Origin of the sequence: Inhella sp. (genome assembly GCF_041912635.1) — a bacterium.
GTDB lineage: Bacteria > Pseudomonadota > Gammaproteobacteria > Burkholderiales > Burkholderiaceae_C > Inhella.
In genome coordinates this window covers 20,714-37,135 of record NZ_JAYRMO010000002.1, presented here as the reverse complement: position 1 = coordinate 37,135, position 16,422 = coordinate 20,714, and the positions used below count along the sequence as shown (strand labels likewise).

The window sequence follows — 16,422 nt, the reverse complement described above, 5'->3', positions numbered from 1 at the left end:
CTCAAGTCGGCCCGGTGCCGAAATCGAACACGATCTCCCAATCACCCCCCGGCTTGCGCCGCCAGGTGGACTGGAAACGCGCCACCAGCTGGCCTGCGGGGTCGTGCACCGGCCCGCTGGTGCGGCCCAGTTCACCGCTGGGCAGCACCAGGGCGAGGTCGGGCTTCCAGCTGAAGGGCGGGGTCGGTCCCTCGAAGAACTTGGCCCAATGCGCCACCACCGCCTCAGGCCCGAGCAGGGGTTCGTTCTTGCCCTTGATCCAGACCGTGTCCGGCGCCAGGAAGCGGCGGAAGGCCGCCAGGTCGCGCGCGGCCATCGTGGCGGCAAAGGCGCTCTCGGTGGCGCGCAGGTCCTCGGTGCGGCGGGCGATCTCGGCGGCCTCGGGCCAGGAGGGCTGCGCCCCGGCAATCAAGGGCAGGCTGGCAGCGCCCACGAGGAAGTGACGGCGTTCGGGCATGACGGGCTCAGCATCGGAAAGTGCGCGCAGCCTAGGCCGCGGGCCTGGCCCTGCCAAGCGTCACAGCGGGTCAACCCTTGAACTTCTTCCACTCGGCAGGGCAGGCCTGCACCTTGTCCACTTCATTCGAATCGGTGCGCGTGGTCCAGCATTCATCGAACACCGAGCAGTAACAGATCCGCAGCGAGACCTTGAAGCGCTCGCGGTTCAGACGCGACCAAGCCTCGGCGTCGCTGCCTTCCTTGGGCACGCGCAGCATGTCCACCCGCTCGCCCGGGCGCAGCACCTCGCCATTCACGCCGGAGGTGATGTCCATCAGCTTGGGCGTCTCCCCAGCGGTACGGGCCGCGCCGCAGCAGTGTTCCAACAGCTCCGCCGCGTGGGCAAGGTCCTTGCCCTCATAGCGCATCTGCACGCCCTGAACGCGGGCCGGGCCAATGCCCTTGTTGACGACCGAAAGCGCGATCTCCGGCTTGCCCTCGCCATTCAGATTGCTGGTGCCCGTGCCCACCCAGGGCCAGGAGGTGGCCGTGACCATGCGTGCGTTGGCTTCCGCCATTTCCTTCATCACCTGGCCATGGTGAATGGCCAGGAACAGCGAGATGACGGAGACCACGATGGCGCAGCCCGCCGCTGCCATATCCAGCCAGCGGTGGCCGCTGTGACCGTGATGGTGAGCATGGGTTTCGGGGCCTTCCATGGTGAATCCTGCTGCGCAATGGGGCCGAGAGTTTAGGAGCCTGGCCACAATCCGCGCCCATGCCCGCCGAGCCCATCCAAGCCAAGCCCGCCCCGTCCGGTCCGCGCCGGGCGATGGAGCGCCTGGGCCTGCTGCGGCCGATCGACCTGGCCCTGCACCTGCCGCTGCGCTACGAAGACGAAACACGGCTGACGCCGCTGCGCGAGGCCCGCCATGGCCAGGTGATCCAGCTCGAAGGCGTGGTGCTGGACTGCCGCGTCGAGACCCGGCGCCGCCGCCAACTGCTGGTAAGCCTGCAGGACGACGACGGCGAGCGCCTGCTGCTGCGCTTCCTAAACTTCTACCCCAGCCAGCAGAAAAGCTATGCCGAGGGCCGGCGCCTGCGCGTGCGTGGCGAGCTGCGCAGCAGCCTGTTCGGGCGCGAGATGGTGCACCCGCACTGCAAGGTGGTGGAAGAAGACACGCCGTTGGCCGCGGCGCTCACGCCCGTCTACCCCACCAGCGCCGGCCTGCCGCAGGCCTATCTGCGCAAGGCCATCGAGGCCGCGCTGCCGCGTGCGCCGCTGCAGGAGCTGCTGCCGCCCGGCACGGTGCCGCGCGGGTTGCCACCGCTGCGCGAGGCGCTGAACTTCCTGCACCACCCGGCCCCGAACGTGCCGCTGGCCACGCTGGAGGACCACTCCCACCCGGCCTGGCAGCGCCTGAAGTTCGAGGAGCTGCTGGCCCAGCAGCTCAGCCAGCTGCAGAGCAAGGCCCTGCGCGCCCAGCACCGCGCGCCGTTGCTGCGCGGCAGCCGCCTGGTGGAGCAGCTGCTGGCCCAGCTGCCTTTTGAGCTGACCGGGGCGCAGCGGCGCGTGGGCGAGGAGATTGCGCAAGATCTGGCCCAAGCCCAGCCGATGCATCGCTTGCTGCAAGGCGATGTCGGCTCCGGCAAGACCGTGGTGGCCGCGCTGGCCGCCGCCGTCTGCATCGACGCCGGCTGGCAATGCGCGCTCATGGCCCCCACCGAGCTGCTGGCCGAGCAGCACCTGCGCAAGCTGGTGGGCTGGCTGGAACCCATCGGCGTGAAGGTGGCCTGGATCACCGGCAGCGTGAAGGGCCGACGCCGCGAGGCCCTGCTGGCCCAGGCCGCCAGCGGCGAAGCGCAGCTGGTGGTGGGCACGCATGCGGTGATCGAGGACAAGGTGCAGTTCGCCAACCTGGGCCTGGCCATCGTCGATGAGCAGCACCGCTTCGGCGTGGCGCAGCGCCTGGCCTTGCGGCGCAAGCTGGCCGAGCGCGGCCTGGAGCCGCACTTGCTGATGATGAGCGCCACGCCAATTCCACGCACGCTGGCGATGAGCTACTACGCCGATCTGGACGTCAGCACCCTGGACGAACTGCCGCCCGGGCGCAGCCCCATCGTCACCAAGGTGTTTGCGCTGGACAAGCGCGAGGCGGTGATCGAGCGCATCGCGCATGAGATCGAGCAGGGCAAGCAGAGCTACTGGGTCTGCCCGCTGATCGAAGAAAGCGAGGAGAGCGATCTGAAGGCCGCCACGGCCACGCACGCCGAGCTGGCCGAGCGGCTCGGGCCTGATCGCGTGGGCCTGCTGCATGGGCGCCTGAAGGCCGACGCGAAGGCCGCGGTGATGGCGCGCTTTGCCAGTGGCGAGCTGCCGCTGCTGGTGGCCACCACGGTGATCGAGGTCGGTGTGGATGTGCCCAATGCCAGCCTGATGGTGATCGAGCACGCCGAGCGCTTCGGCCTGGCCCAGCTGCACCAGTTGCGCGGGCGCGTGGGGCGCGGCTCGGCGGCTTCGGTCTGCGTGCTGATGTACGCCGGCCCCTTGAGCGAAAGCGGGCGCGAACGCCTCAAGGCCATGGCCGAGACCACCGACGGCTTCGAGATCGCCCGCCGCGACCTCGACATCCGCGGCCCCGGTGAATTCATGGGCCACCGCCAGAGCGGTGCCGACCTGCTGCGCTTTGCCGACTTGCAGGAAGACGCCCCGCTGCTGGTGGCCGCCCGCGCCGTGGCGCCGCGGCTGCTGGCCGAGCACCCGGAGGCCGCTCAGGCCCAGGTGCAGCGCTGGCTGGGGGCGAAGGCGGAGTTGATGAAAGCATGAGCGAGTTCTTGCCCTTGATGGATGCCGCGCTGCGCGGCGGCCTGATCACCCTGCTGGCGCTGAGCGCTTGGCTGCTGTGGCGCCGCCTGCCGGCCGGCGCGCCGGCACGGCCGGTGCTGGGGTTGTTCCTACCCGGCTTGGTGGTGCAGCTGATCGGCTCCACCCCGGCCTTCGAGGCCCAGGTGCCGCGCGCCTGGCAGGCGCCCTGGGTGGCGGTGGCGGTGGGCAATGCGGTGGGCTTCTGGTGCCTGGTGCGCCTGCTGTTCGATGACGACTTCCGCATGCACGCGCGGCATCTGCTGGCCTGGGCCGCCGTGGCGGCGGTGGGGGCGGCCTACTGCCTGCTGCCGCCGCACCCCGCTCTGACCCTGCTGCTGCGCGGCGCCCCGCTGCTGTGCGCCGCCGCCACGCTCTGGGTGCTGGGGCGCGGCTGGTCGGCCGATCTGCTGGAGGCGCGCCGCCGGCTGCGGCTTGGCCTGGTGCTGGGCGGCGTGGCCTACACCCTGCTGGGCGTGGGCCTGCGCCTGGGCACAGGGGGCGCGCCGGGGCCGCTGGCCCTGCTGGATCTGCTCGGCCTGGGCGCGGTGATCGCGCTCGGCGCGGTCGCCCTGCTGGAACCTCAGGCGCCGCGCTGGCAGCGGCTCCTTTTGGCCGAAGCCGAGCCGCTGCCGGCACCGTCGGCCGCCGCAGAGCCGGCCCCGGCGGCGCCGGACGCCGAGTTGCTGGCCCGGCTGGAGCCCTGGATGCGCGAGCGACAGCCCCACCGCGACGAGGGCCTGAGCCTGGCCGGCTTGGCCGCGCAGCTGGCCGTACCCGAGTACCGCCTGCGCCGCGCCATCAACCAGGGCCTGGGCTTTCGCAACTTCAACGCCTATGTGAACCAGTGGCGGCTGGACGAGGCCCGCGCCGCGCTGGCCGACCCGGCCCAGCAGGCCCGCAGCGTGCTGGACATTGCGCTGGCGGCGGGCTTCGGCTCCATCGGCCCCTTCAACCGCGCCTTCAAGGCCGAGACCGGGCTGACGCCGACCGAATTCCGCCGCGCGCAGCTGGCCGAAAGCTGAAAAGCGAATCGCCGATTCCTGCAAACCCTTGATCGGAATAGGAAATTTCGCCGGATTGGGCGAATCGGCAAGACCGCCGGGCGAATGAGGGCGAGGCTGCGGACTTCGCAACCCGGAGTCCCCCATGTCTCGCTTGTTCCGTCTGCTGGCCCTTGCCGCCACCACCCTGCTGAGCCCGTTCGCCCAGGCCGGCCTGGGCGTCACCACGCTGGCGCCGCAAGGCCCCGGCGACGAAGAGCTGCTGGTTTTCTACCCCAGCAGCAGCCCGGAGCAGGCGTTGACGCGTGGCGCGCTGCGCATCCCCGCCGCGCCCGAAGGCCCGTTTGCCGCGGGCAATGGCCGCTTGGTCGTGGTCTCGCACGGCTCCGGTGGCTCACCCTGGGTGCATGCCGACACCATCCGCGCCCTGGTTGACGCCGGCTTCACCGTGGCCGGCGTGCGCCACCGCGGCGACCGCAGCGGCGACGTGGCCGACCGCGGCCCGGTCAGCTGGGAGCGCCGGCCGCAGGAGATCTCGCGCGCCATCGACCGCCTGGCCGCACAGCCGCAGTGGGCGGCCCGCCTTCGCCTGGACCGCGTCGGCGTGTACGGCATGTCGGCCGGCGGGCACACCGCGCTCAGCCTGGCCGGCGGCGTCTGGTCGCCGGCGCGCTTTCGCGACCACTGCCGCACCCATCTGCGCGAGGACTTCCAGGCCTGCGTCGGCCTGGCCACGCAGCTCACCGGCTCCTGGCTGGACGGCCTGCGGCTGGCCCTGGCGCGCCGCGTGCTGGACGCCCGCTTCAGCGACACCCGCCCGCGCGCCCACCACGACCCGCGCATCGTCGCCGTGGTGGCCGGCGTGCCGGCGGCGGCCGACTTCGACCCCGAATCGCTGCGCCAGCCGCGCGCGGCGCTGGGGCTGATCACCGTCGGCCAGGACCTGTGGCTGAAAGGCCGCTTCCACGCCGAGGCCGTGCTGCAGGCCTGCGAGCCGCGGTGCGAACGCCTGGCCCATGTGCCCGCCGGCGGCCACGGCCTGCTGCTGGCGCCGCTGCCACCGGGGCTGGACGGGCTGGAAGGCCAGATGCTGAACGACCCGCCGGGGCAGGACCGCAGGGTGCTGGCCCAAGTGCATGAACAGCTGCGCGGGTTCTTCGAACGGCATCTGCCCTGACGCAGGTGCGGCACTACAGTCCCGCACCGCTTTCGCAGGAGCACGCAATGAATCCCGTCCTGGTCGACGTCTGGCGCGGCGAATGGGTCGAATCCCAGCACCGCGGTTCGCTCGCCGTGGTGGACGCTGACGGCGCCCTGGTGCTGGCGCTGGGCGACATCGAGCGCCCGATCTACCCGCGCTCGGCCGTCAAGGCCCTGCAGGCCCTGCCCCTGGTGGCCAGCGGCGCGGCCGCGCGCTTCGACCTCAGCGACGCCGAGCTGGCGCAGGCCTGTGCCTCGCTCAGCGGCGAACCCGCGCATGTAGCCACCAGCGCCGGCCTGCTGGCCAAGCTGGGGCTGGACGCGGACGCCCTGGAATGCGGCGCGCACTGGCCGCGCGCCGAGACGCAGATTGCCGCCATGGGTGCACGCGGCGAAACCCCTACGGCCCTGCACAACAACTGCTCGGGCAAGCATGCGGGCTTTGTCTGCCTGGGCTGTGTGCTGGCGGGCGAGCAGGAGCGGCGCGCCTTTCTGCGCGGCTATGTGGAGCCCGAGCACCCGGTGATGCGCGAAGTCACGGCCGCGCTGGCTGCCGCCACCTCCACCGATCTGAGCCGGGCCCCGGTGGGCACCGACGGCTGCTCCATCCCCACCTACGGCATCCCGCTGCGCCAGCTGGCCCTGGGCTTCGCGCGCTTTGGCACCGGCCAGGGCCTGAGCACCGACCATGCCAACGCCGCGCGCCGCCTGCGCCAAGCCGTGGCGGCCGAGCCCTTCCATGTGGCGGGCACGAACCGGCTGGACACGGTGCTGATGCAGCAGCTCGGCGAGCGCCTGTTCTGCAAGGTCGGCGCCGAGGGCGTGTACTGCGCCGCCCTGCCCGAACGCGGCTGGGGCCTGGCGATCAAGATGGACGACGGCAACACCGCCCGCGCCGTCGAGGTGGTGCTGGCCGCCTGCGTGCAGGCCCTGCTGCGCCTGAACGAGACCGAGCACGCCCTGTTGCAGCGCCACAGTGACCTGGCGCAGCGCAACTGGAATGGCCGGCCGGTGGGCCGGCTGGCCGCGACGCCCGCCTTGCGCAGCGCGCTCGGCACGCTCGCCTGACGCAGGCTCAGTGCGCCCCCTCCACCGCGACCGGCTTGACCCGCAGTGCCCACACCACCCCGGCCACCAGCAGGCCGATGCCCAGCAGCGCCAGCCCGGCCGGTAGCGCGCCGCGCAGGCCGTAGCCATAGGCCAGCGCGGACAAGGTTTCGAACACGATCAGCTGGCCCACCAGGGTGGTGGGCAGGCGCTGGCTGGCCTCGTTCCAGCACAGGGTGCCGGCCCAGCTGGAGAACAAACCGACGGCCAGCATCAGGCCGATGAACTCCGGCGCGCGCGGGCCGAGGGGCAGCGCGAAATCGGCCGCCACGCCCGGCCCGCCCAGGGCCTGCAGGGCCCAGAGCGTGGCCAGGCCGAAGACGGCCATCGGCAGCGTCACCAGCCCCTGCGCGGTGGCCCAGGCCCTGGGGTTGCGGTCGGGGTGCTCGCGCAGCCAGTCGGCATTGCGGATCGGGTACCAGGTCCAGCAGGCCAGGGCCAGCAGGGCGATGGCCGCACCCTCGGCGTAGCGGCGCGTGTCACCCGCGGCCAGCGCGCCCAACTCGGTCTGGTTGACGCAGGCAATGCCCAGGCCGATCAGTCCCAGCGAGGGCGCCAACCGCGCCCAGGGCAGGCGGCCGTCGCGCACGGCATTGCGGCGGTTGCTGCTGATGGCGATGACCACCGGCAGCGTGCCGATGATGACGCTCACCAACGGGTTGCCGGCGCGCTGGATGGCCGCGGCCAGCGCCAGGTAATAGAGGAAGTTGCCGATCGCGCTGAGCTTGGCGGCCTCCCACCAGTCGGCGGGCTTGAGGGCGCGCAGGTCGGCACGGTCCAGCAGGGCCAGTGGCAGGCAGATCAGGCCGAAGGCCAGGTAGCGGCCCACCGCCAGCAGGGCCGGTGGGTACTCGGGCAGCATCAGCGGGGCGACGAAGACCAGGCCCCACATCAGGCCCGCGGCCAGGGCAAAAGCAGTACCGGACAGCAAAGGCGACATCGGGTCACTGTGGCATGACTCGATGTCGCCTGACTTACTGCACCGTGCGACGCTGCATTCGCCAGGCGCGCAGCAGCGCGCGCGTTTCCTCATCCGGCCGCGGCGTGAGCTTGCGGTACTCGCGGCAATCGGGCGTGCGCGCCATCAGCCTGTGGTTGATCAGTTCGCGCCGCAGCGTGGCCGGGTCGCCAAACAGGTGCAGACCGTTCAGGCATTCGTTGACCTCGCGCTCGCTGTACACGCGCTTGAGTTCGAAGTGCTGCCACAGCAGCCACATCACCAGGCGCTGCACGCTGAACTTGGTGGGCCAGCGCAGCAGGCGGCCGCGGCTGTCGAACTGGCTCAGCGCCTTGCGCGCGGTCTCGCTCAGTGGCAGGGGTTCGGGGCGATCCTCGACCGCCAGCGGGGCGCTGGGCAAGGGCGCGAGCGCGGCCTGCAGGGCTTGCAGGTTGCGGTAACCCTGGGCGCGGGCAATCAGGTTCAGCAGTTCCAGGTGCGAGGGCGGCTGCTCACGTTCGCGCAGCGCGCGCCCCAGGCTGCGCGCAAAGGCGCTGGCGTCCTGGACGACGAAGGACAGAGAGGACTGGCTCATGGAGGGCTCCAGAGCATGTGCAGGACCCGCGGCAGCGGGCGCTGGGGGTTGCCGGCTTCCAGCTGGCACATGCTTCAAGTGGGCATGAGCAAGCAGACCAATCAAATGGGGCAGGTTTAGCTCGCGTTCGGGAACGCGCGGCAACGCCTGGGTGAACTGCCGACCAAGCGTGCATCCTAACGAAACGGGCCGCTTGCGCGGCCCGTCATTCAGTGCATCAACACCGGCGTCTGCGACAAATTCGCGTATCGCTCGATGAAGTCGTCGTAATCCTCTTCGCTGGGGTCGCCCTCGGACAGGGCCTCGACCCCTTCCTGAAACTGCTGGGCCAGCGCGCCTTCGATGAAGATTTCCTTGCGGGCGAACTTGTCGACGATTTCGAAGCCGCCTCGGGAGAGCGAACGCTCGTCATGAGCGCCCTCGGCCACAGGCACATCGAACTGCACGACGATGTAGCTGGCAGATTGGTAGAGCAGGTGCATGGGGTCCTCCTCGTGCCGAATTGAGGGTGCTTATCGGTCCTTCAAGACCCTTTGAAGGTCTTGACGGCGAACCCATCTTGGCATGGAGCCTGGCGCAGCGCCTGCGAAAGGTTTTGCGGGTGTGGCAAGCACGCGGCGTTTTGTCACGCCCGGGCGCGCTTCAGGATTCGAAATCGAGCAGCTGCAGCTCGGTGCGCAACTCCTCGTCGAAGCGCTGCACCCACCGGCGCGGCATGTGGCCGCGCGTCGGGTCCAGCCAGACATCGATGCGGTAGCGGGCATCGGCCGGGTGCTGGCCGCGCAGATGCAGCAGGGGTCGCGGCGGCCCGTCAGCGCGGCCGGCCTCCTCCGGCTCCTCGTCTACCGGCTCGAACACCCAGCGCTGCACACCCCCACGCCAGCCCACCAGTTCGATGCTCAAGGGCGGCAGCGGGCGCTGCGGGTCGCGGGCCTGCGCCAGCGCGGCCAGCTGCAGCAGCCAGCTCAGCCGGTCCTGCACCGGCGGCTGCAGCGCCAGGGCCTGGCGCAGGCGGCCGTGGCGGCGCACCTCGAAGCGCTGCGGCTCCAGGCCGCCCGCACCCACCCGCCCCTCCGACTGCCACTCCGGCAACTCGCGCCCCTCCACCTGGCGCTGCAGCAGCAAGCGGTAGCGCTCGCCATCGCGTTCCCACAGCAGCTCGGCCTGGCCCTGCTGGCCGGGCTGCACCAGGCGGTAGCGAAAGCGCTGCGGGTCGGGCAGCACGGCCTGCGGCGCCCACCCGGGGGAGGGCAATGCGGGGGTGGGTGCCAGGTTTTCAGGCAGCGCGGGCGCGTGGGTGACCGGTTCGGTGCGCGGGACGCGAGCCGCCGCTGGGGGCGGCAGCGGCGCCGGCTGGGCCGTGGCCGGCGCCGCTGCCGGGCGCGCGGCCGACACGGTGACGATGCGCAAGCTGGCCGCCGACACGGGCGTCACGGGGGCGGCCGAAGCCCCCAGGCGCAGCAGCCCCAGCCACAGGGCATGGCCGGCCAGGCTGATCAGCAGGGCCAGCAGCCACAGCCCTGTGGGGCGCAGCGCCGCCGGCCAGGGGTTGCGGGCGTGCATGGCGGCGCACCTTAGCAGGCGCAGAATCGTTGCCCGACCCGCTGCCGCCCCCCCCACCATGAAGCGCCGCCACTGCCTGCTGTTGCTTGCCCCCCTGCCGGCCCACGCGGCCTTGCTTGAAAGCGATGCCGCCCAGGGCGTGCGCGCCGCGCTGGAACGCGGCGCACTGGCCGCGGTGAGCCAGCTCGGCCGCGTGGACGGCTTCTTTGCCCACCCCGAGCTGAAGATCGAACTGCCCGGCGCGCTGAAGGACGCCGCCAAGTTGCTCAAGGCCACCGGCCAGGGCAAGAAGGTGGACGCCCTGGTGCTGGCGATGAACCGCGCCGCTGAAGCAGCCGTGCCGCAGGCGCGCGACCTGCTGGTGCAGACGGTGAAGAAGATCAGCGTGGAAGACGCGCTGCGCCTGGTGCGCGCGAGCGAGGACGACGCGGTGACGCGCTTCTTCGAGACCAAGACGCGCGAGCCCCTGACCGAGCGCTTCCTGCCCATCGTCACCAAGGCCACCGAGAAGCAGAGCCTGGCCGACAAGTACAACGCCGTGGCCGGCAAGGCCGCCGGCCTGGGCCTGCTGAAGGGCGAGGACAGCAACATCCAGTCCTACGTGACGCGCAAGGCGCTGGACGGGCTTTACCGCCTGATTGGCGAGGAAGAAAAGAAGATCCGTCAGGACCCGGTGGGCACCGGCAGCGCCATCCTCAAGAAGGTGTTCAAGCTGGGTTGAGCCAAGGCTCGGCCAAGGCCTTTTCGGCCGCCTTGGCCAGCTGCTTGGCGCCTTTGGCCTTGGCCTGCGTGGCCACCCACTCGGCGGCCGCGCCGCCGCGCCCCGCGAGCAAACGCAGGGCCAGGGCGCCCACCGCCGGCGCACGCGCTCCCACCTCGGGCAGGCGCTCGAAGGCCGCCGTGGCCACAGCCTGCCAGGGGGCGTTGTGCAGCTCGGGGTCGAGCGCCGACCACCACAGCAGGCCCAGCAGCAGGTCCTCGCTGCACTCGCCCAGGCGCGCGCCCACGCCGGGGCGGGCGCCGGTGGTCGCCCATTCGGTGCGGCCGCTGCTTTGCGCAAAGGCGGCCAGGCGTTCGCGCACCCAAGCGCGCCAGGGCTGCTGCTGCGCGGCATCAAAGCCATCAATGCGGGCGCGCAGCTCGCCCAGCCAGCGCTGGCTGGGCTTGGTGGGCACGCCTTCCAGCCAGTGCTGGACTACGGGAGCGGCGGCGGTCTTCAATGCGGGCGGTGCGCTGTCCCAGGCGGCTTGCGCGGCCCCCCCAAAGTCATCGGGTTCGAACTGCACCGGCAGCAAGCCTGTCACGGGGTCGCGCCGCAGCCAGCGTCGCCAGCTGCGCACGGCGGCCTTGTCGGCCGGGGCCAGGCTCTGCTCGGGGTACTCGCGCAGGCGGCGACGCACGTCCGCCGGATCCACGGGCGGGGCCTGGGCCTCCAGCTCGTCCATGCGCTCGCGGCTGTCTTTCAGGAACTCGTACACCGCATGGTTCGGGTCCAGCGGCTGGGCACGGGCCGCGGCCAGCGCCGCCTCGGTCGCGTCCCAGCGCGCCAGCACGGTGTGCGGCAGTTGCGCCAGCCAGGCGGCCACGCCCTGCTGCAGGGCGGCACTGCGCGGCTGCCGCTCCAGCCAAGCGGCCAAAGTGGCGAAACCCCAGGGGTATTGCGCGGTCACGAGGTCCTGCTGCAGCCGTGTCTGCAGGCCCTGCAGGGCAGCAAACAAGGGCTCGGGCTGCCGCAGGGGCCCGAGCTGCGGCAGCAAAGCCTTGAGCAGGGCGGCCGCGGCCTCGTCGCCCTCGAAATCCTTGGCGCTGGCCTGGATGGGGTGGCGGTGCGCACCGGCCTCCTGCGTGGCCAGGGCGTGCAGCAAGGCGCGCAGCACGGCTTCGCGCCCGGGGCCATCAAGCGCGGCAATGCGGGCACCGCTGGGCAAGTCCTGCAGGGTCTTGGGGTTCTCGCGCCAGCGCGCCTGCCATTCGGCCACCCAGGCCGCCGCCAGGCTGTCCGGGTCAGGCGCCTGCGGATCTGTGGCCGCCAGCAGGCGTTCGGCCTGCTGCTGGTGGGCCGCGCACTCGGCGGCTTCGCGGGCCTGCTGACGCTGGGTCCAGGCATCCGGTGGGCGCGGCGCGCAGGCGGGCGCCAGCGCGCTGGTGTCCAGGCCCTGGCTGTCCAGCCACGCGCGCAGCTCCTGCACGAAGCTCGCGCTCAGGTGTTGCCAGCGCCCCGGGTGCGCGGCCAGCAGGCGCTCGGCGCCGGTGCGGTCCTGCAGCGCCAGCGCGGCGGTGATGCGCAGCGGGATGTCGGCGCTGGCCAGCGAGCCCTCGAAATCGCGCAGCGCCTCGACGCGGGCATGGCGCTCGAACCAGGGCAGCACGAAGGCTGAGAGGGCGGCTTCAAAGCGCTCGGCCAGAGCGGGCAGATCGGTGTCGCGGCCGAGCTTGTACTCCGAGCGGACCAGCGCATGGTCGGCGGGCAGCAGGGCGTCGAGGCGCGCACGCAGATGGCCGTGGCACTCGTCCACCTGCTCCAGGTGCTCAAGCCGCCATGCCTGCCCCGGGCGCTGGGCGTGCAGGCGCTCGATGGCCGGGAACTGCAGCGCCAGGTTGACGTAGAACTCGCCGCGCGGGCCCTCGTTCCAGGAGCCGGCCTGCAGGTTGACGATCTGCCAGTGCCGCTGCACGCCCTCGCCCTGCTCGCGGTAGACGGTGCGGCTCTTGCGCGTGAAGCCGTGCGGCGCCAGCGCCTGACCCAGGCGCTTGGCCAGGTAGTCGATCTTGGCGCCGGCCTTGTCCTCAGGCGCGGGGCATTTCAGTTCCTTGCTGGCCATGTGCTGCCTCCATGGGGGCCGCATGCTGCCAGACGAGATCCGCGACGGCGCCGATGTCCTCCAGCTTCAGCCAGGGCCGCTCGACCGGGGGCGGCGCGTCGGTCGCCAGCGCCACGATGCCGGGCCAGTCCGGCCACAGCATGGGCTTGCCCACCTCGGCGCGCCAGACCTCGAGCTTGGGGAAGTCGCCGCTCTTGAAGCCCTCCACCAGCACCAGGTCGCAGCGCTGGATGCGGCTGAGCAGGTAGGCCAGCGGCGGCTCCTCGGCGCCGCGCAGCTCGTGCATCAGCGCCCAGCGCGAGGCACCCAGCAGCAGCACCTCCTGGCAGCCGGCCTCGCGCAGGCGAAAACTGTCCTTGCCGGGGCGGTCGACCTCGATGTCCTTATGGCTGTGCTTGATGAGGGAGACGCTCAAGCCGCGCCGGCCGAATTCCGCCACCAGCTTTTCCAGCAAGGTGGTCTTGCCCATGCCGGAGCGCCCGGCGATGCCAAAGACTTTCATGCGCGCGATTGTGGTTGTGCCGGCTTGACGCACTGCAAGCCAGGCGGGCGGGCCTGCGCCCAGAATGCGGTGATGGATCCGCGCCGCCGCTTCTTCTTCCGTGCCCAACCCGCTGCCGCGGCGATTCAGCGCCCACCCGGCGCCCTGCCCGAGGCCGCGTTCGAGCAAGCCTGCACGCGCTGCGATGCCTGCATCGCCGCCTGCCCGCCGCAGGTGATTCGGCGCGGCAGCGGGGGCTTCCCGGAGATGGACTTCAGCCGCGCCGGCTGCGACTTTTGCGGCGCCTGCCAGCGCGCCTGCACGCCGGGCGCCTTGGCTGCTGCGCCGGGCTTCGGCCCCTGGAAGGCGCAGATCAGCAGCAGCTGCCTGGCGCAGCGTGGCGTGGACTGCCGCGTCTGCGGCGACGCCTGCGATGCACGCGCCCTGCGCTTCCCGCCACGGCGTGGCGGCGCGCCGGTGCCGGTGCTGGACCTGCAGGCCTGCACCGGTTGCGGGGCCTGCGTGGGCGGCTGCCCGGCGCAGGCCATCAAGCTGGTGGTGCCCGCCTGAAAAAAGGCTGGCCTGCGGGGCTCGCGCCGCCGCAGGCCAGCACCGGACTTTCAGGCCCTCAGCGCCCTGGGGCCGAATCGGACGCGGCGTTGCTCGGGGGCAGCTGCACCGCACCTTCCTTGGCCGCGCCGATCGGCTGCTCGATCGGCGGCAGCGTGTGCGCGATGCCCTTGTGGCAGTCGATGCAGGTCTGCCCCGCCGTAAAGGCCACCTGGTGGCGCGTGGCCGCGCGGCTGTTCTGCTCGGCGTAGTCCATGTAGCTGAAGTTGTGGCAGTTGCGGCATTCCTGCGAGTCGTTGCGCTTCATGCGCGCCCACTCGTGCTCGGCCAGGATGGGGCGCTTGGCATTGAACTTCTCGGGGGTGTTGATGGAACCCAGGATCTTGTGCAGCACCTCGTTGGAGGCCTGGATCTTGCGGATCATCTTGGGGCCCCACTCCTTGGGCACATGGCAGTCCGGGCAGGTGGCACGCACACCGGTGCGGTTCTGGTAGTGGATGGTGTTGCGGTACTCGACGAAGACGTTCTGCTCCATCTCGTGGCAGGAGATGCAGAAGGCCTCGCGGTTGGTCCACTCCATCGCCGTGTTGAAGCCGCCCCAGAAGATGATGCCGCCGGCAAAGGCCGCGAACAGAACCCAGAACTGCTTGGTGTGGGCAAAGGCCCAGGCGCGTTGGATGAGGGCTTTCATGGCCGGGCCCTCACTTCATGCCTTTGGCACGTTCGTACGTATTTCCGACCAGCGGCTTGGCATCACTCTGCGGCACATGGCACTGGGTGCAGAAGTAGCGGCGCGGGCTCACAGTGTCCAGCTCCACGCCCTCGCGGGTCTTGAAGTGGGTGACGCTGATCTTGGTGGCGCCGCTCTCCTTGGTCTTCTGCCAGGCATGGCAGTCCATGCACTTGTTGAAGTTCTTGGTGATCTGATAGCCGCCGATGGTGTGAGGAATCAGCGGAGGCATCTGCACAAAATCGCGGTCACCCACCGGGTGATCGCGTTCCTGCCGGTGGTTGGCCGGCGGGTTGTCCTGGTTCAGCGGCGTGCCGCCGCGCAGACCCTGCAGCTTGACGGGCTCGGCGGCGGTTGCGGGCTTGGGATCGGCCGCGCGCGCCTGGTCCACGCCGATGGCAAAGACGGAGAGCGCCAGCAGTACGGGGCCAAAGCGCTTGAAGAAGCCGGGTACTTTCATGGTCAGTCCCTTCTTGTGTCGAAACGGTGGGTGAATCGGAAGACGTCGGTGGTGCAGACATCGGCGCAGCGGCCACAGGCCGTGCACTCGCGATCGGTGATGACGGGGCCGTGGCCCTGCTTGCCCTTGAGCGGCATGACGATGACCTGCGGCTCGGGGCAGACGGCGTAGCAGTCGCCGCAGTCGTTGCAGCGGCTGCTGTGCGTGGCGGCCACGCGCAGCAAAGGCTTGCTGCCCAGCAGTGCATAGGCGGCGCCATGCGGGCACAGGTGGCCGCACCAGCCGCGCGGCGCCACCAGCAGTTCGAACAGGAAGACGGCGAGCACCGCGGCCCAGGCCAGGCTGCCGCCGAAGATCAGCGCGCGCTGGGTCAGCGTGACGGGGTTGACGGCTTCCCAGACGGCCTGGCCGGTCAGCGCGGCCGCGCCCAGCACGGCCGCCAGCAGCCAGTAGCGCAGGCTGCGGCTGGGGCTGCGGCCGGTGGTGATCTTGAGCTTGCGGCGCAGCCAGCCGGCGCTGTCGCTCACCAGGTTCACCGGGCAGACCCAGGAGCAGTACACGCGCCCGAACACGGCGTAGAAGGCGAGGACGATGGCCACGCCAATCAGCGCGGCGGCTTCGGGCCGGTGCCCCGCCGCCAGGCTCTGCGCCAGCACGAAGGGGTCGGTCAGCGGCAGCACGCCCAGGGTCAGGCTGCTGGCCAGATTGCCCTTGACGATCCAGATGCCGGCCAGTGGCCCGAGCAGGAAGAGCGTGAAGATGCCCAGCTGGCTGACGCGGCGCAGCAGCAGCCAGCGCTGGCGCTTCCACCAGGGCTTGGCGGTGACGGCCGGCAGCGGCAGCACGGCGCTCATCGCTTCGCCCCCGAAGCCGGCTGTGGATAGGCCGGGCTGCCGTCACGCAGCGGCGCGATGTCTGTGCCCTGCTCCGGCAGGCGCTGGCTGGGCAGGTTGTATTGCGGCTGGTAGCCGCGGTTCTCGGCCTCCCAGCCCTTGCGGTAGTGGCCGCCCAGCTTGCCCTGCGCCAGTTCACGCGGCAGCACCTTGATGGCGGCTTGTTCCAGCACGCAGCTTTGCTCGCACATGCCACAGCCGGTGCAGGCGTCGGCATGCACGGTGGGCAGCAGCAGGGCGTGGCGGTCGCTGCGCGGGTTGCTGGCCTTTTCCAGCGTGATGGCCTTGTCGATCACCGGGCAGACGCGATAGCAGACGTCGCAGCGCAGGCCCAGGAAGTTCAGACAGCTCTCGTGGTCGATCAGCACCGCCAGGCCCATCTGGGCCTTTTCAATCTCTTTCAGCGCCGGATCCAGCGCGCCGGTAGGGCAGGCCTTGACGCAAGGGATGTCCTCGCACATCGCGCAGGGGATCTCGCGCGCCACGAAGTAGGGCGTGCCGATGGCGACATCGCGGCCCACGCCATCACCGAACTGGCTGAGCTTGAGGTTCTGCGGCGGGCAGTCGCGCACGCACAGGCCGCAGCGCACGCAGGCAGCCAGGAATTCGGGTTCGTTCAGCGCGCCCGGTGGGCGCAAGGCCTGGGCCGGCCGCGCCTGCGCCGGGTGCGCGACCAGGGCCGCGCCGCCGGCCGTGAGGCAGGCAGCGGCGGCGCTGGAAGCGCCCTGCAGCAGGTTGCGGCGGTTCAGGTTCATGGCC

18 protein-coding genes are annotated in these 16,422 nt (G+C 71.2%); 6 read left to right on the top strand and 12 right to left on the bottom strand.

Annotated features, from left to right (window positions below):
• Nucleotide 1 precedes the first annotated feature (1 nt).
• Complete coding sequence (locus tag ACE3QP_RS01225) at nt 2–457, bottom strand: DUF4440 domain-containing protein (RefSeq protein ID WP_374432910.1); 456 nt, start codon at nt 455–457, stop codon at nt 2–4.
• 70 nt (nt 458–527) lie between these two features.
• On the bottom strand, nt 528–1,157 hold the full coding sequence (locus ACE3QP_RS01220) for a hypothetical protein (RefSeq protein WP_374432908.1): 630 nt from the start codon (nt 1,155–1,157) through the stop codon (nt 528–530).
• 59 nt (nt 1,158–1,216) lie between these two features.
• Between ACE3QP_RS01220 and recG the strand changes: the two genes are divergently transcribed.
• From recG to ACE3QP_RS01200, 4 genes are all read left to right on the top strand, one after another.
• Complete coding sequence (gene recG, locus ACE3QP_RS01215; protein ID WP_374432906.1) at nt 1,217–3,265, top strand: ATP-dependent DNA helicase RecG; 2,049 nt, start codon at nt 1,217–1,219, stop codon at nt 3,263–3,265.
• Nucleotides 3,262–4,326, top strand: a complete 1,065-nt coding sequence (locus tag ACE3QP_RS01210) for a helix-turn-helix domain-containing protein (RefSeq protein ID WP_374432904.1) — start codon at nt 3,262–3,264, stop codon at nt 4,324–4,326. Before recG ends, ACE3QP_RS01210 begins: the two co-directional genes overlap by 4 nt.
• 124 nt (nt 4,327–4,450) lie before the next feature.
• Complete coding sequence (locus ACE3QP_RS01205; RefSeq protein WP_374432903.1) at nt 4,451–5,482, top strand: alpha/beta hydrolase family protein; 1,032 nt, start codon at nt 4,451–4,453, stop codon at nt 5,480–5,482.
• A 47-nt stretch (nt 5,483–5,529) separates the two neighbouring features.
• Nucleotides 5,530–6,573: an asparaginase gene (locus ACE3QP_RS01200; protein ID WP_374432901.1), complete on the top strand. Its 1,044-nt coding sequence runs from the start codon at nt 5,530–5,532 to the stop codon at nt 6,571–6,573.
• Between the two features lie 7 nt (nt 6,574–6,580).
• Here ACE3QP_RS01200 and ACE3QP_RS01195 read toward each other — a convergent pair whose 3' ends face one another.
• From ACE3QP_RS01195 to ACE3QP_RS01180, 4 genes are all read right to left on the bottom strand, one after another.
• The gene (locus ACE3QP_RS01195; RefSeq protein ID WP_374432899.1) at nt 6,581–7,552 is read right to left on the bottom strand and encodes a DMT family transporter; all 972 of its coding nucleotides are present in this window, start codon (nt 7,550–7,552) and stop codon (nt 6,581–6,583) included.
• Between the two features lie 34 nt (nt 7,553–7,586).
• Nucleotides 7,587–8,144 (bottom strand): DUF2087 domain-containing protein, encoded by a 558-nt coding sequence (locus tag ACE3QP_RS01190; RefSeq protein WP_374432898.1) that lies wholly within the window; start codon nt 8,142–8,144, stop codon nt 7,587–7,589.
• A gap of 209 nt (nt 8,145–8,353) precedes the next feature.
• Nucleotides 8,354–8,626: a DUF3567 domain-containing protein gene (locus tag ACE3QP_RS01185; RefSeq protein ID WP_198110541.1), complete on the bottom strand. Its 273-nt coding sequence runs from the start codon at nt 8,624–8,626 to the stop codon at nt 8,354–8,356.
• Between the two features lie 160 nt (nt 8,627–8,786).
• The gene (locus tag ACE3QP_RS01180; RefSeq protein ID WP_374432896.1) at nt 8,787–9,707 is read right to left on the bottom strand and encodes a hypothetical protein; all 921 of its coding nucleotides are present in this window, start codon (nt 9,705–9,707) and stop codon (nt 8,787–8,789) included.
• A gap of 58 nt (nt 9,708–9,765) precedes the next feature.
• Here ACE3QP_RS01180 and ACE3QP_RS01175 point away from each other — a divergent pair, with 58 nt between their 5' ends.
• Complete coding sequence (locus tag ACE3QP_RS01175) at nt 9,766–10,428, top strand: DUF4197 domain-containing protein (protein ID WP_374432894.1); 663 nt, start codon at nt 9,766–9,768, stop codon at nt 10,426–10,428.
• Here the strand turns inward: ACE3QP_RS01175 and ACE3QP_RS01170 are convergent.
• Both ACE3QP_RS01170 and mobB read right to left on the bottom strand, forming a co-directional pair.
• Nucleotides 10,415–12,529 (bottom strand): DUF4304 domain-containing protein, encoded by a 2,115-nt coding sequence (locus ACE3QP_RS01170; RefSeq protein WP_374432892.1) that lies wholly within the window; start codon nt 12,527–12,529, stop codon nt 10,415–10,417. The two genes, ACE3QP_RS01175 and ACE3QP_RS01170, sit on opposite strands and share 14 nt — an antisense overlap.
• Entirely contained in the window at nt 12,495–13,031 is a 537-nt protein-coding gene (gene mobB / locus ACE3QP_RS01165; protein WP_374432891.1) for a molybdopterin-guanine dinucleotide biosynthesis protein B, read from the bottom strand. Before mobB ends, ACE3QP_RS01170 begins: the two co-directional genes overlap by 35 nt.
• 72 nt (nt 13,032–13,103) lie before the next feature.
• On the opposite strand from mobB, the gene ACE3QP_RS01160 reads away from it, so the two are divergent.
• Nucleotides 13,104–13,580, top strand: coding sequence for a ferredoxin-type protein NapF (locus ACE3QP_RS01160; RefSeq protein WP_374432889.1), 477 nt, complete (start codon nt 13,104–13,106; stop codon nt 13,578–13,580).
• 58 nt (nt 13,581–13,638) lie between these two features.
• Here the strand turns inward: ACE3QP_RS01160 and ACE3QP_RS01155 are convergent, their stop codons facing one another.
• The 4 genes from ACE3QP_RS01155 to napG are packed head-to-tail and all read right to left on the bottom strand — an operon-like array spanning nt 13,639 to nt 16,418.
• The gene (locus ACE3QP_RS01155; RefSeq protein ID WP_198113029.1) at nt 13,639–14,271 is read right to left on the bottom strand and encodes a NapC/NirT family cytochrome c; all 633 of its coding nucleotides are present in this window, start codon (nt 14,269–14,271) and stop codon (nt 13,639–13,641) included.
• A gap of 10 nt (nt 14,272–14,281) precedes the next feature.
• Nucleotides 14,282–14,770, bottom strand: a complete 489-nt coding sequence (locus ACE3QP_RS01150; RefSeq protein ID WP_374432886.1) for a nitrate reductase cytochrome c-type subunit — start codon at nt 14,768–14,770, stop codon at nt 14,282–14,284.
• A gap of 2 nt (nt 14,771–14,772) precedes the next feature.
• Nucleotides 14,773–15,624 carry a quinol dehydrogenase ferredoxin subunit NapH gene (gene napH, locus ACE3QP_RS01145; protein WP_374432885.1) on the bottom strand — a complete coding sequence of 284 codons (852 nt, stop codon included), beginning with the start codon at nt 15,622–15,624 and terminating at the stop codon, nt 14,773–14,775.
• A complete protein-coding gene (gene napG / locus ACE3QP_RS01140) occupies nt 15,621–16,418 on the bottom strand; it encodes a ferredoxin-type protein NapG (protein ID WP_374432883.1) in 798 nt (265 codons plus the stop codon). The genes napH and napG overlap by 4 nt, the downstream gene beginning before the upstream one ends.
• Between the last annotated feature and the right edge of the window lie 4 nt (nt 16,419–16,422).